Origin of the sequence: Dyadobacter koreensis (assembly GCF_900108855.1) — a bacterium.
Classification (GTDB): Bacteria; Bacteroidota; Bacteroidia; order Cytophagales; family Spirosomataceae; genus Dyadobacter; species Dyadobacter koreensis.
In genome coordinates this window covers 72,357-85,709 of record NZ_FNXY01000008.1, presented here as the reverse complement: position 1 = coordinate 85,709, position 13,353 = coordinate 72,357, and the positions used below count along the sequence as shown (strand labels likewise).

The window sequence follows — 13,353 nt, the reverse complement described above, 5'->3', positions numbered from 1 at the left end:
AATCCGTGAATTTACAGAGGAGTTACATAAGCAGAAGTGATTCCGCCATCAACCAAAAAGTCAGTTCCTGTGACAAACGAGGATTCGTCTGATGCTAGGAACAAAACTGCCGAAGCCATTTCTTTTGCTTCTCCAAACCGGCCCATAGGAATATGTACCAAACGGCGTTGTTTTTTTTCTTCTGTATTCAAAAATTTCATCAGCAATTCTGTCCGAAGCGGGCCAGGGCATAATGCGTTAACACGAATATTTTCACGTGCATGGATAATCGCTAATTCTCTAGTCAGTGCCAAAACGGCACCTTTACTGGCTGTATATGCGACTTGTGGCGTGGCAGCACCCAAAATGGCTACAAATGAAGCAGTATTGATAATGGAACCCCCTCCTGCGCGCTGCAAAGCCGGGATACCATATTTACAGCCAAGAAAAACCCCTTTTGCATTAATATTCATCGTCAGATCCCAGATGGATTCTTCCGTCGTCACAGCATTATCATCATCGCTGTGCATGATCCCAGCGTTGTTGAACATGACATTTAACTTTCCAAATTTTTCTTCGGTAAACGCTACCATTGCTTCACAATCAGCAGCCTTGGATACGTCAGCGTGAAGATAAAAAGCCTCGCCTCCTTCTGCTGTGATCATATCAGCCGTTTCCTGCCCGGCCTCGTCATTGACATCTGTAACAACAATTTTTGCTCCTTCTTTTGCAAACAAAAGAGCAGTTTCCCGGCCGATTCCACCACTTCCACCTGTGATGAGGGCGACTTTGTTTTCTAAACGCATTGGATGGTGTTGTTTAAAATTATAGTAATTGAGTTTATTATCGATATAAATTTTCTGGTTTTTCAAGGAGGCTCCTACGGAGCCAGACATTGGCTAGGATTAGTCCCATTCTATAAACAGGAAGCCGCTAAGTGGCTGGACAATTCCTGGCTCCAAATATTAATTCCATTCAATAAATTTCCTTAAAATCCCGCTCCTTAGGACCGTCCCGTTTATATATTTTTGCCAGATAAAATTCCGGCTCCAGCGGAGCCTCCGCTTAACTGTTAAATTTCTCCTATATTCTTTCAAAATACCGCTTCCGCTCCCAATCCGTAACCGACATATCGTAGGCTCTCTGCTCCGTTTTAAAGAAATGTGAATAATGCTTCACCACATCCTCTCCAAAAGTCTCCTTAGCAAATGTGCTTTGTTCAAAAAGAGCTGTTGCTTCGGCCAGTGTATAAGGAACTCTTGGCAAATGCGCCGCTGCGTATATATCACCGACAAAACACTCCGGGGGTTCAATCTTATTTTTTATCCCAGCCAAACCCGACGCAAGTGATGCTGCAAAAGTCAGATAGGGATTACAATCCGCTCCTGGAATCCGGCATTCGATACGCAGACTTGCTCCATGCCCCACAACGCGAAAACCAGCTGTGCGATTATCATAACTCCACGCAAGCCGCGTCGGAGCCCAGGAGCCGTCGACAAAACGCTTGTATGAATTCACTGTCGGTGCGTAAAACGGCATAACGTCGGGCACATGTTTTATCCATCCGCCCAAAAACCATCGAAAGATATCAGAACCTTTTACAGGCCCGAATTGCTGATCACCAGCAAAAGCGTTTTTACCATCTTTCCACAAACTCATATGGATGTGGCTGCTGGAACCAGCTTGTCCCGTTGCAAACTTTGCCATGAAAGTCACTGAAAAACCCATGGCATCCGCAACTTCTTTCATACATTGTTTGTATACAACATGGTTATCAGCCATTGGCAATGCCTCCGCATACTTCACATTTAATTCATGCTGTCCCAAACCCCATTCTCCTTTCGAAGTTTCGATGGCAATACCTGAATTTTTCAAATGCCTTCTTACCGTGGAGGTAAATTTTTCATTTCTGGTTCCTTGCAGAATATGGTAATCTTCCAGGTAATATCCGGCCGGTGTTAAATCCTGGTAATGCTTTTGGAACGCATCTTTATAGCTATTTTCCAAAAGGTAATATTCCAGTTCAGACGCTGCAAAACATTTCAAACCGTCAAAATCATTCGCATTGGCAAGTTGTTTGTTAAGAATAGAACGTGGAGCAACTGAGACCGAAGCATGTGTTTTTTCATCGAAAATATCACAAATGACCAACGCCGTTTTTTCAAGCCAATCAGCCATTCGCAAGGTTGACAAATCAGGCACCATATGAAAATCTCCATAGCCCAACTCCCAATTGGCATAAGTATACCCTGGAACCGGCTCCATTTCCATGTCCGTTGTCAGCAGATAATCACAGCCATGCGTTCCCGATTTCAGAACACTTTCGATGAAATATTCAGCGTCTACCCGTTTTCCCAACAGACGCCCGTAATGATCTGTAAATCCTACGATTACAGTCTCTATTTCTTCAAGATCAACTTTTTTTTCAAAATCCTCCTGTGTGAGAAATCCTTTGACGGGCATAAGAAAGTGGTTGTTAGCGTAATTTATCTATTTTCGTACTCATCGGAAATTTTAAGATAACCTTTTTACCCGACGCTTTTTCAAGCATGGGTGTTAATATTTTCGTTGCATTTTCCTTAGTCTGTTCTAAAATCCCCATATCCAGGGCCGACTTCTGAATTTGCTTTTCGGCTTGTAAAAATGCCTCATTCACAAGTTTACCCTCTTCCATAAAAGCATATTCCGTATTATAAACCTTTGAATGTTCGTGGTCAATTTTGAAAACACATAATTCCGGTTCAGGCATGTTCACTACTAAAATTTCTTCTTCAGAGGTTATATCAGCAATCTCAATTTTTGTCAAATCCACACAACCAATTGCTTCGCCCTGGACGATTATTACTGCTTTTGCATTTGGAAGCCAGGTTTTGACAACTTCCTGTTCCACCACATCTTTAAAATTATATTTTACCAGTTCCAGTTTACCCATTGATGTCATCTCTTCCAGCACCAAAGTGTGAACCGTCTCCGTCTTATCTTTTCCTGAAATCCAGCCCGGAATCCAGTCTCCCGTACTGAAATTATCCCACATTGACTTTAATCCGACCAGAATAAGTACGAATAAAATAAATCGGATTAGGAATGGAATTAAACGCATAAATGTCTTTTTAATGAAAAACTCTCTTTATCAAACCGCGATAACTACTCAGAATCTGTAATTTTCAAACTTTCTCTGGCCATTCGTTGCGCCAGGACGCTGGCTGCAATTAGTTGTAACGCATGATAAAGCATAATAGGTAATAACATGACACCTGCATAAGCTGCGCCGGAAAATAAAACTTTTGACATGACAGCTCCCTGAATCAGAGATTTTTTCGAACCACAAAATACTGCTGTTATTTCATCTTCTCTATTAAAATTCAACAACCGACTAAAAAAAGTCAGCACCATGTAGATCAGAAAAAACAAAGAAATCATTCCTATTCCTAAAAGTACAATATCTTTAATCTCAAATCCACTAAATAAATGCTCACCAAAAGATTCACAAAATGAGGTGTAAACGATCAATAAAATGGTAGATTGGTCGAAATACCGGATTTTTGTTCTATTTTTTTCAGCAAAATACCCCCATTTCTTATTCAAAAATAATCCCAGAGCCACTGGTAATACTACTTGCAAAGACAATTTTCCGACTACTCCCATCAAATCAAAGTGCCCTGAAGCCGTGTCAAGCACCAATCCCATCCATAGCGGTGTGATAAAAACGCCCATCAAACTCGATATGCTGGCATTAAAAATAGCTGCTGGAATATTTCCATTTGCAATAGAAACCATAACTACTGCGGATGAAACCGTTGAAGGAAGTGTTGTAAGAAAAAAAATGGATAACCAGAGCATTTCATTTTCTTCTCCAACAAAAAGCGGGCGACAGGCCAGGGCTATTAACGGAAACAAAACAAAAGTAGAAAGATGGATCATAGCATGCAGGCGCCAGTTGGATAATCCCGCACGTAATTTTTCCGGACTAAGTCTTAATCCGTAAAAGAAAAAAACAACCGAAACACCATAAGTCGCAATATCCCCCAAAGGCACCGGACTTGATTTCATTCCTGGATATGGCCATATATAGGCCAAGCCAATCATACTTATAAGCAATAATAGAAAGCCATCCAAACCTGCTTTCTTTGCTATACTTGCGATTTTATTCATCTCATTTTTACTCAATTCCGAAATGTGAAACCAAGATTTTTAGATTATTAATAAATTTTCTTTCCAAAATTCTGTTCAGAAATTAAAAAATCAATCGGTTCTTTTGACAATGAAATATAACTGATTTAAATCTTTCAGGCTTGGTTGTTCGATCAGGAATAATCTGTTATCATAGCCGATAAAATCAAACTCCTAATTTTTTAACGCTACAAAATGAAAATCAGTTACCCATTTATTATTTTATTAATACTCTTTAATTTGTCCGCCAAGGCCCAGTGGAAACTCGTTTGGTCTGATGAATTTAGTGTAGACGGAAAACCTGACCCCAACACCTGGAAGGCGGAAAAAGGATTCGTCAGAAATCACGAGGAGCAATGGTATCAGGCCGAAAATGCTTTTTGTATAGACGGAATGCTCATTATCGAAGCGCGCCGGGAAGAGGTAAAAAATCCAAATTTTGTTGCCGGAAATAAAAACTGGAAAGAGGAAAGAAGTTCTGCACATTATACTTCGGCGAGCCTTATAACACAGGGAATGCAAAGTTTTAAATATGGTCGTTTTGAAATGAAGGCTAAAATAGACACCCGTGCTGGTATGTGGCCAGCCTTCTGGACATTAGGAAATGAAGGCGAATGGCCGGAAAACGGAGAAATTGATATCATGGAATATTATCGCGGAACCATCCTGGCTAATGCGGTATGGGGTTCTATGGAAAAATGGAAAGGTATCTGGAGCACTATAAAAAAGCCGATTTCAGAATTCAACGATCCGGAATGGTCTAACAAATTTCATGTCTGGCGAATGGATTGGGATGAAAAAAGTATCAAACTTTATGTTGATGATTTTTTGATGAATTCCATTGACCTTGAAAAAACATACAATGCAAAAGAACCGCACAAAAACCCTTTCCGGCAGCCACATTATATTTTAGTAGGTATGGCGATTGGTGGTGATAATGGAGAAGATCCGTCTAAAACTGAATTTCCAGCGCGGTATGAGATTGATTATGTGCGGGTTTATCAGAAATAATGAATATTCGCTTGTTCAGTTTCATGCCTTGTCATGATTGCTTCGAACGATACAATTATCCACAATTCCTGTTAAACATTCCATAATGTATCAAATCAGCGATTAATCATTAGCAAACCTCCTTCCCTTTCACCCAAAAAATCCGTAAATTTGCGGTCTGAAATTTAGGAAAAGCCAAATAACAAAGCTTAAAAGCGACAACCGTGTGACGGACCATGCTGATAGCTAACTGCCAATATGAACTACAAAGAGTATAAAAACCTCAGTTATCCACAGATTGGTGATGATATACTGAAATTTTGGAAAGACAATAAGATATTTGAAGCGTCCATTGATACGCGCGAAGGTTCGCCTTCCTTTACTTTTTATGAAGGTCCGCCTTCGGCAAACGGAACGCCGGGCATTCACCACGTAATGGCACGTTCAATCAAGGATATTTTCTGTCGTTATAAAACTCTTCAGGGCTTTCAGGTGAAGCGTAAAGGAGGTTGGGATACGCACGGACTTCCGGTAGAATTGCAGGTTGAAAAAGAACTTGGGATTACCAAAGATGATATTGGAAAGACAATTTCAGTAGAAGAATATAACGAAAGATGTCGCCAGACGGTCATGAAATTCACTGACCAATGGAATGATCTTACCGAAAAAATGGGTTATTGGGTGGATCTTGAAAACCCGTACGTAACCTACGAAAACGAATATATTGAAAGTCTTTGGAGTTTGCTTAAAAAGCTTTACGACAAAGGTTTACTTTATAAAGGTTACACAATACAGCCTTATTCTCCGGCAGCGGGAACAGGACTTTCGTCGCACGAGTTGAACATGCCCGGCACATATAAAGATGTGAAGGATACAACGATTGTGGCGATGTTCAAGGTAAAATCGGTAGAAAGTTATCCGGTTTTTGCTGACGTTAACGGCTTGGTTGATCTGCGCATTTTGGCATGGACGACAACGCCCTGGACTTTGCCAGCAAACTCAGCTTTGACTGTCGGTGCCAACATCAATTATGTATTGGTAAAAACTTTCAATCCTTATACCTACGAGCCTGTTGAAGTGGTTTTGGCGAAGGATTTGATTGGAAAATATTTCACTGAAAAAGGAAAAGACGGAGATTTCGAAGGTTATGCTGCGAGCGATAAAAAATTGCTTCCGTGGACTGTCCTGAAAGAATTCAAAGGAAAAGATCTGGAGGGTGTTGAATATGAGCAATTGATGCCATACGTTCAGCCAGACAAACCTGCTTTCCGTGTGATTATCGGTGATTTCGTAACCACAGAAGATGGTACAGGCGTTGTGCATACTTCCCCGACTTTTGGCGCGGATGACTTCCGGGTTTCTCAAGCGAACGGAATTCCCGCCATTATGGTGAAAGACGAAACCGGAAAAGAGGTGCCGATCGTTGATCGTCGCGGACGATTTGTTAAAGAAATTACGGATTATGCAGGCCGTTTTGTGAAGCCAGAATATTACTCGGCAGAAGAACAGGCTGATCCGGAATTCCGTGCAACAGACGTTTTGATCGCGATAAAACTGAAAGAAGAAGGAAAGGCGTTCAAGGTTGAAAAATACGAACATACGTATCCGCATTGCTGGCGTACGGACAAACCGGTTTTATATTATCCACTGGATAGCTGGTTTATCAAAACGACGGCGATGAAGGATAAACTGGTTGAATTGAATAAAACAATCAACTGGAAACCGGAAAGTACCGGAACAGGCCGTTTTGGAAACTGGCTGGAAAATCTCGTTGACTGGAATTTGTCCCGCTCCCGTTACTGGGGAACGCCGCTTCCGATCTGGCGCAGTGAGGATGGAGAGGAAGTTTGTATCGGTGCAATCAGTGAGTTGAAAGAATTGCTTGAAAAGGCGAATTCTTCCGGCAAACTTTCTGCTGAACAAACGGAAAGCAACTCAGTATATCTTGCCAAACTAGGCGAAGGAGATTTCGATCTTCACCGTCCTTATGTTGACAATATTTATTTTGTTTCATCACAGGGAAATATCATGTTCCGCGAGCCGGATCTGATCGACGTTTGGTTTGATTCAGGTGCGATGCCTTACGCTCAGTGGCATTACCCGTTTGAAAATAACGAAATATTTAACGAAAGTTATCCGGCAGATTTTATCTCGGAAGGTGTTGACCAGACACGCGGATGGTTCTTTACTTTGCACGCGATCGCCGGAATGTTGTTTGATTCGGTAGCGTTTAAAAATGTTGTTTCAACGGGTTTGGTTTTGGATAAAAATGGAAACAAGATGTCCAAACGTCTTGGAAACGCTGTTGATCCATTCGAAACACTTGGAAAATATGGTCCTGATGCGACGCGCTGGTATATGATTACCAATGCAGAACCTTGGGATAACCTTAAATTTAACATCGACGGAATCCAGGAAGTACAGCGCAAGTTTTTTGGAACACTGCTTAACACTTACAACTTTTTCGCTTTATATGCGAATCTGGATGGTTATAATTTCCATGAAGCTACGTCTGTTCCTGTGGAAAGCAGAACGGAACTGGATCGCTGGATTTTGTCAAAACTAAATACGCTGATCAAAGAAGTTGGCGAGCAGTTTGACGATTATAACCCGACAAAAGCAGGACGTCTGGTTCAGGATTTTGTGACGGACCAGCTTTCAAACTGGTATATCCGTTTGAACCGCCGCCGTTTCTGGAATCCTTCAAGCGAGAATGCTGGCTTGACAGAAGATAAAAAAGCGGCTTATGAAACGTTGCAGCATTGTCTGGTTACGGTTTCTCAACTGATGTCGCCAATCGCTCCGTTTTTTGCGGAATGGTTATACAAAAGTTTGACGGATGGAATCAGAGAAGAATTGATCAAAGCGGATTCTCATTTGAAATACGATTCTGTTCATTTGTCGCACTGGCCGAAAGTCGAATACAATGAAATCGATCTTGACCTTGAAGAAGCCATGGAAATGGCCCAGTCGATCAGTTCGCTGGTTCACTCGATCCGTAAAAAACATAAACTAAAAGTACGTCAGCCGCTTTCGAAAGTTTTGATTCCGGCGTTGACAGAAAAAACAAGTCGACAGATCCATCAGGTGGCTTCGATTATTTTATCGGAAGTTAATGTGAAGGATGTTGACGCGATCAATGACAACGACGGATTTTTCCATAAAAAAGCAAAACCAAATTTCAAGGTTTTGGGTAAGAAATTTGGAAAAGATATGCAGGCTGTTGCGGAGAAAATCAAGCTTTGGGACAATACTGAAATCAAACAACTGGAAAAAGACGGTCAGTTTTTGATCACTGATCTTCATCCGGTAGCTGCGATTTTAATTGACGAAGTTGAAATTTACACAGAAGACGTTCCGGGTTGGCTGGTTGCAAGTGAAAATGGCTTGACGGTTGCACTGGATATTACCGTTACTGACGAACTTCGTCTGGAAGGTATCGCGCGCGACTTCGTAAACCGTGTTCAAAATCTTCGTAAAGACAGTGGATTTGAAGTAACAGATAAGATCAAAATCACGCTTCAAAATAATGATGAATTGCTGGCAAGTGCTGTAACTGCGAATAGAGAATATATTTGTCAGGAAGTTCAGGCATTGGATCTTAGTTTGGTAGGCGACCTCAATGGTTCTGCCAGCGAGATTGAAATGGATGAGTTTTTGTTGAAGGTAAAAATTGAGGTTGTTTCCTGATTTATAGTTTAGGAAACACAGAGTTAGGAAGAGTTTAAAAGGAGTTTCACAGAGATTTTTTGTCTTTGTGGGGCTCCTTTTTTCTTTTGGTTTTGTAACTTATTTTGATGTGTTACGTACTAGATGTAGCAAATACAGTTCAGTAAGGTCTAATGGCTTTGTTAAGTAATGAATTATAAACCATACGCACTAGATATAAATAAAGACCATACTCGGTTTCAATTTCAGAGCGTTGGCAAACGAGGTGTTTTTGAAAAAGTGATTTTATTCCAATTATTAGCTGATGATGTTTATAATCTTGCTTTATTAGATTACAATCCTACTTCTCAGGAATACAGTGATTTATCAGTAACTAACAATGGTGATATGGCTGAAATTTTTGCCACAGCGATAACTGCTGTAACAGCGTTTTTAAACCAATACCGAAATAGGAAAATTTACTTTGAGGGAAGTACTTCTCCAAGAACTAGACTATACCAAATTGTTATAAACAAAATCTATAACTCTGATAATCAAGATTTGATTATACTGGGACTTAGAAATCGAGAATGGTATCCATTCGAACCTAATATTAACTTTGAAGGTTTTTTAATTAAAAAAAAGATTTAATTTAGAAGAAATTAATTTTCATAGAAATGAAAGTTGTAGAAAAAAATATCACAAAAGAGAGCGAGGGAGGAATTATATATAATCCTTCTTTAGACAATTTACCCGTTCCACAAATCGCCTTGGAAAAAGCTGCAAAAGCAAAAGAAACATTGAGAAAGTATCCTATTCCTTCTCATTTTAAAAGAAATTAATTTTAGACATAATTTAATATTATGGGATCAATAAAATCAAAGGGTAGTAAAAAAACACCTAAATATGGTGAAGTAATTATCGACAATTCACTACCCGATCTTTCACAGCATCCTGTTGTTTTGAAAAAAGTTAGCGAAGCCCGCGCATTTTTAGAAAAACATCCAATTCCGGAGCATATATTGAATCGACATAGAAGTGACAAGTGATTAACAGTAATTAGCCTTCACACTTCATGCAACTACAAAACTCCACAACACTCATCACAGGCGGCGCTTCCGGGCTCGGTGAAGCCACCGCCCGACTATTCCTTTCACAGGGAGCCAATGTCGTTATCCTTGACCTCAACGAAACTTCCGGAAAAGCACTTGAACAGGAATTCTCCGGGAAACTTAAATTTGTAAAAACAGATGTATCAGATGAAGTCGATGTAAAATTGGCTGTAAATGCTGCTGTTGAGTTATTTGGTTCGATTCAGATTGTTGTGAATTGCGCAGGTATTGCGATTGCCCGGAAAACCATTGGAAAAGTGGATGGCGTTTATGGTCCCCATGCGCTCGATGCTTTTGAAAAAACAATTCGTATCAACCTGATCGGAACGTTTAATGTGATTCGTTTGGCGGGTTTTGCCATGGAGAAAAATGAACCGAATGCAGACGGTGAACGTGGCGTTATTATTAATACCGCTTCTGTTGCCGCTTATGATGGACAAATTGGACAAGCAGCTTATGCGGCCAGCAAAGGCGGTATTGTCAGTATGACTTTGCCAATAGCACGTGAGTTTGCAAAAGCTGGGATTCGGGTGATGACCATTGCGCCGGGCTTATTTGAAACACCGCTACTAATGGATTTACCCGAGGAGGCCAGAATTTCTCTTGGGCAACAAGTACCGTTTCCATCACGTTTGGGAAAACCATCTGAATATGCTTTGTTGGCAAAATCAATTGTTGAAAATCCGATGCTGAATGCTGAAGTAATACGACTAGATGGTGCAATAAGGATGGGAGCAAAATGATCAATACATGAAACAGAGACAAAATTTCAACCTACAACTCCCAATTTTCAGCTGGCTGTTTTTTCTGTTTCTGTCATCCGGAATTTCGTACTATCACAACAATCTCCAATTTGGAAAACCTGTTCAGATTGAACGGGTTGATCAGTTAAATTCCAATAGCAGGAGAAAAGTTGTTGCATTTTCGGTAATAACTCAAAAAAGCAATTTATATCAGAAACTTAATTCACAATATCTTTTAATAAAACTATTGTCAGATAGATTGGAGAATTCTGTTCAAATTATCTTAAACAGACAAACTTGTCTTTTTCAAAAATTACTCCAAACTACAATTCTTCACTTCCGAAGCTTAAGCCAGGCTTCTAATTCCTCTGACGATTTCCCTGGTTCCATTTCCTAGGCAGATATTACTTCTGCACGATTTCTAACATTCTATTTGTCGAAAAGCAAAGCGATTTTTCGCTTTGATAATCTTTATTTCCTATTCGGAAAGTAAGTCTTCGGCTAGTTTTATACTTCAATTCAGAAATCATGAAAATCAATAAAATAATTCTCGAAGCCATAAAATGGCTCAGGTATATCACCATTGCCTATATGCTGGGTTTTGCCAATGTTTTAAATCAGGAAACAAAAACGATGGACGATACTTTTAATAAGATCGAACAAACTTCGGAAGATGAAGACTAAACCATTTTAATTCCCATCACTTTATAGATTTCAAATGCATCCAGATTGTCCGGCTGATCGGTTATAATTGTCGTTAACTGATTGGTCGGACAAACATAATATGCCTCGGCGGTTCCGAGTTTTTCCAAAGTAGAGAGCGCTATAATTTCCCTTGAAGACTCAACCATGGCTCTTTTCACCTCACTTTCTTCATAATCCGGACCAGTTACACCCAGTTCAGGATGAATACTGCATATTCCTGAAAAGCATATATCTGCTCTGAATTTTCGGAAATATTGAATCGTTTCATTTCCAATGGTAACAAAGGAGTTTTTCAAAAGCCTGCCGCCGGCAAATAACACTTCTACTTTTTCATGTTCTTCCAAAATACTGGCGATTGGAAAGCTGTTTGTTACGACCGTCAGTTGAATATCTTTCGGCAAAGCCTGCGCAATTAACATGGCAGATGTTCCTCCGTCAAAAATGGCAACCTGCCCGTCTTTTAGAAAACGTAAAGCCTTGTTTGCAATAATTTGCTTTTGATCATTTCCATACTCAACGCGATCTTTAAAACGATGCGGACCAGGCGAGTGAGGCACAGCCCCTCCCCTGACAGATTTTAACAATCCCTGATCGGCAAGTTCCTTAATGTCACGGCGTACCGTATCTTCTGATACTTTCAAAACATGGCTCAGATCAGTTAGATGAACCTTCTGATCTTGTCCAAGCTGAGTAAGAATCAACTGAAACCGTTCTTCTTTAAGCATAATATCAATTCAACTTTTTGCAAATATAATAATATATTAAATATTAAAGTTGCAAATTATTGCAAATAGTATTTACATTTGTTGCATAAAATCGCATAAAAATAAAATCTTTAACAGAAAAATGAAGAAAACAGTAGCCATCGACATGGATAATGTCATAGCCGATATTGAAACGAACTGGATAAATTTATACGAACAGGAATTCGGTGTTCGCGTTGATAAAAAAGATCTGTTGGGAAAACCAGAAGATTTTGCTTTCCCCGATCCTGATAAGGCGAGAAGTCTTTTATACAAACCCGGTTTTTTCCGTAATGCGCCGCTTATGGCAGGTGCCGTTGAGGCGTTGAAAGAAATACAGAAAGATTTTGAAATCTATATCGTGTCGGCGGCGATGGAATTCCCAAATTCACTACTGGAAAAACACGACTGGCTGGCTGAACACTTCCCGTTCATTTCCTGGAAAAATATTATTTTTTGCGGAGATAAAAGTGTGATCAGTACTGACTTTCTGATTGACGATCATTTAAAAAATCTTGATTTTCATAAGGGAATGCCAATCCTGTTTACGGCGGGCCATAATATCAACGTGAACAAACACACGAGAGTTAATAACTGGACTGAAGCTGTAGCGTTATTGAAAGAAAATATTGAGGTGGTTTGAAATAGCCCTTAACCTATAAATAAGACAGTATATTCAGCTCATTATTTTGTATATTGTACTATAAACTGACGATTTTTAGCAAAATGTTGTAATATGGTATCTGTAAATCTTTCAATCGATCAACTTATTGAGACTATTAAAGGCTTGAATGAGGAAGAAAAAATACAAATCAAGTTTGCCCTTGACAATGATTTTTATGTTTCTGATGAAAAACTGGCAGATCTTGTTAAGCGGAAACAAGATTTAATCGAAGGTAAAATAGGATCCAGATCCTGGGAAGAAATAAAAAGAGAATATGAGTCAGTATAGCGTAGAGCTCATTGCTGATGCTGAAATTGAATTATCAGATGCATTTGATTGGTACAATGAAAAACAATCCGGATTAGGAAATAGATTTTTCAACGAGGTTTCCAGTTCGTTGAAACGCATCAGTGATAATCCATTCAAATTTGCAGTTAAATCTGAAAATGAATTACGTTTTGCACCTTTAACGATTTTTCCATATCTGATTTGTTATTGGATTGACGAGAAATTAAAAACAATTTTTGTTATTTCTATTTTCCACACAAGTCAAAATCCGGATAAATTTAAATAATCATTTATCCGGATTTACTCTTACA

The 13,353-nt window shown here is 39.6% G+C and carries 15 protein-coding genes; 10 read left to right on the top strand and 5 right to left on the bottom strand.

From position 1 onward, the window contains the following. Positions 1-11 precede the first annotated feature (11 nt). From BMY70_RS23720 to BMY70_RS23700, 4 genes are all read right to left on the bottom strand, one after another. On the bottom strand, positions 12-785 hold the full coding sequence (locus BMY70_RS23720) for a glucose 1-dehydrogenase (RefSeq protein ID WP_090339056.1): 774 nt from the start codon (positions 783-785) through the stop codon (positions 12-14). A 277-nt stretch (positions 786-1,062) separates the two neighbouring features. Continuing rightward, on the bottom strand, positions 1,063-2,442 hold the full coding sequence (locus BMY70_RS23710) for a glutamine synthetase family protein (protein ID WP_090339050.1): 1,380 nt from the start codon (positions 2,440-2,442) through the stop codon (positions 1,063-1,065). Positions 2,443-2,455: 13 nt separating this feature from the next. Further along, positions 2,456-3,079 (bottom strand): DUF4230 domain-containing protein, encoded by a 624-nt coding sequence (locus BMY70_RS23705; RefSeq protein ID WP_090339047.1) that lies wholly within the window; start codon positions 3,077-3,079, stop codon positions 2,456-2,458. A 44-nt stretch (positions 3,080-3,123) separates the two neighbouring features. After that, positions 3,124-4,131, bottom strand: coding sequence for a bile acid:sodium symporter family protein (locus tag BMY70_RS23700; protein ID WP_090339044.1), 1,008 nt, complete (start codon positions 4,129-4,131; stop codon positions 3,124-3,126). Positions 4,132-4,344: 213 nt separating this feature from the next. On the opposite strand from BMY70_RS23700, the gene BMY70_RS23695 reads away from it, so the two are divergent. The 7 genes from BMY70_RS23695 to BMY70_RS31020 all read left to right on the top strand — a co-directional run bounded on the left by BMY70_RS23695 (position 4,345) and on the right by BMY70_RS31020 (position 11,326). Beyond that, positions 4,345-5,160 (top strand): glycoside hydrolase family 16 protein, encoded by an 816-nt coding sequence (locus BMY70_RS23695; RefSeq protein WP_090339041.1) that lies wholly within the window; start codon positions 4,345-4,347, stop codon positions 5,158-5,160. Positions 5,161-5,397: 237 nt separating this feature from the next. Continuing rightward, positions 5,398-8,829 carry an isoleucine--tRNA ligase gene (gene ileS, locus BMY70_RS23690; protein WP_090339039.1) on the top strand — a complete coding sequence of 1,144 codons (3,432 nt, stop codon included), beginning with the start codon at positions 5,398-5,400 and terminating at the stop codon, positions 8,827-8,829. 168 nt (positions 8,830-8,997) lie between these two features. Beyond that, positions 8,998-9,438: a DUF6934 family protein gene (locus BMY70_RS23685; protein ID WP_090339036.1), complete on the top strand. Its 441-nt coding sequence runs from the start codon at positions 8,998-9,000 to the stop codon at positions 9,436-9,438. 26 nt (positions 9,439-9,464) lie between these two features. Beyond that, the gene (locus BMY70_RS31025) at positions 9,465-9,629 is read left to right on the top strand and encodes a hypothetical protein (protein ID WP_177197125.1); all 165 of its coding nucleotides are present in this window, start codon (positions 9,465-9,467) and stop codon (positions 9,627-9,629) included. A gap of 21 nt (positions 9,630-9,650) precedes the next feature. Continuing rightward, positions 9,651-9,836 (top strand): hypothetical protein, encoded by a 186-nt coding sequence (locus BMY70_RS23680; protein ID WP_090339033.1) that lies wholly within the window; start codon positions 9,651-9,653, stop codon positions 9,834-9,836. Between the two features lie 26 nt (positions 9,837-9,862). Continuing rightward, positions 9,863-10,642 (top strand): 3-hydroxyacyl-CoA dehydrogenase, encoded by a 780-nt coding sequence (locus tag BMY70_RS23675; RefSeq protein ID WP_090339030.1) that lies wholly within the window; start codon positions 9,863-9,865, stop codon positions 10,640-10,642. 528 nt (positions 10,643-11,170) lie between these two features. Beyond that, positions 11,171-11,326 carry a hypothetical protein gene (locus BMY70_RS31020; protein ID WP_177197124.1) on the top strand — a complete coding sequence of 52 codons (156 nt, stop codon included), beginning with the start codon at positions 11,171-11,173 and terminating at the stop codon, positions 11,324-11,326. Here BMY70_RS31020 and BMY70_RS23665 read toward each other — a convergent pair. Next, positions 11,323-12,072, bottom strand: a complete 750-nt coding sequence (locus tag BMY70_RS23665; RefSeq protein ID WP_090339022.1) for a DeoR/GlpR family DNA-binding transcription regulator — start codon at positions 12,070-12,072, stop codon at positions 11,323-11,325. The two genes, BMY70_RS31020 and BMY70_RS23665, sit on opposite strands and share 4 nt — an antisense overlap. A gap of 121 nt (positions 12,073-12,193) precedes the next feature. On the opposite strand from BMY70_RS23665, the gene BMY70_RS23660 reads away from it, so the two are divergent. The 3 genes from BMY70_RS23660 (at position 12,194) to BMY70_RS23650 (ending at position 13,328) form a co-directional block, all read left to right on the top strand. Then, complete coding sequence (locus BMY70_RS23660) at positions 12,194-12,733, top strand: 5' nucleotidase, NT5C type (RefSeq protein WP_090339020.1); 540 nt, start codon at positions 12,194-12,196, stop codon at positions 12,731-12,733. 93 nt (positions 12,734-12,826) lie between these two features. Continuing rightward, a complete protein-coding gene (locus BMY70_RS23655) occupies positions 12,827-13,042 on the top strand; it encodes a hypothetical protein (protein WP_090339018.1) in 216 nt (71 codons plus the stop codon). After that, on the top strand, positions 13,029-13,328 hold the full coding sequence (locus BMY70_RS23650) for a type II toxin-antitoxin system RelE/ParE family toxin (RefSeq protein ID WP_090339015.1): 300 nt from the start codon (positions 13,029-13,031) through the stop codon (positions 13,326-13,328). The genes BMY70_RS23655 and BMY70_RS23650 overlap by 14 nt, the downstream gene beginning before the upstream one ends. The last annotated feature ends 25 nt before the right edge of the window (positions 13,329-13,353 follow it).

Excerpts from the sequence above, each read along its gene's own strand:
- BMY70_RS23720 (WP_090339056.1), bottom strand. The coding sequence starts at position 785 with ATGCGTTTAGAAAACAAAGTCGCCCTCATCACAGGTGGAAGTGGTGGA.
- BMY70_RS23710 (WP_090339050.1), bottom strand. The coding sequence starts at position 2,442 with ATGCCCGTCAAAGGATTTCTCACACAGGAGGATTTTGAAAAAAAAGTT.
- BMY70_RS23705 (WP_090339047.1), bottom strand. The coding sequence starts at position 3,079 with ATGCGTTTAATTCCATTCCTAATCCGATTTATTTTATTCGTACTTATT.
- BMY70_RS23700 (WP_090339044.1), bottom strand. The coding sequence starts at position 4,131 with ATGAATAAAATCGCAAGTATAGCAAAGAAAGCAGGTTTGGATGGCTTT.
- BMY70_RS23695 (WP_090339041.1), top strand. The coding sequence starts at position 4,345 with ATGAAAATCAGTTACCCATTTATTATTTTATTAATACTCTTTAATTTG.
- ileS (WP_090339039.1), top strand. The coding sequence starts at position 5,398 with ATGAACTACAAAGAGTATAAAAACCTCAGTTATCCACAGATTGGTGAT.
- BMY70_RS23685 (WP_090339036.1), top strand. The coding sequence starts at position 8,998 with ATGAATTATAAACCATACGCACTAGATATAAATAAAGACCATACTCGG.
- BMY70_RS31025 (WP_177197125.1), top strand. The coding sequence starts at position 9,465 with ATGAAAGTTGTAGAAAAAAATATCACAAAAGAGAGCGAGGGAGGAATT.
- BMY70_RS23680 (WP_090339033.1), top strand. The coding sequence starts at position 9,651 with ATGGGATCAATAAAATCAAAGGGTAGTAAAAAAACACCTAAATATGGT.
- BMY70_RS23675 (WP_090339030.1), top strand. The coding sequence starts at position 9,863 with ATGCAACTACAAAACTCCACAACACTCATCACAGGCGGCGCTTCCGGG.
- BMY70_RS31020 (WP_177197124.1), top strand. The coding sequence starts at position 11,171 with ATGAAAATCAATAAAATAATTCTCGAAGCCATAAAATGGCTCAGGTAT.
- BMY70_RS23665 (WP_090339022.1), bottom strand. The coding sequence starts at position 12,072 with ATGCTTAAAGAAGAACGGTTTCAGTTGATTCTTACTCAGCTTGGACAA.
- BMY70_RS23660 (WP_090339020.1), top strand. The coding sequence starts at position 12,194 with ATGAAGAAAACAGTAGCCATCGACATGGATAATGTCATAGCCGATATT.
- BMY70_RS23655 (WP_090339018.1), top strand. The coding sequence starts at position 12,827 with ATGGTATCTGTAAATCTTTCAATCGATCAACTTATTGAGACTATTAAA.
- BMY70_RS23650 (WP_090339015.1), top strand. The coding sequence starts at position 13,029 with ATGAGTCAGTATAGCGTAGAGCTCATTGCTGATGCTGAAATTGAATTA.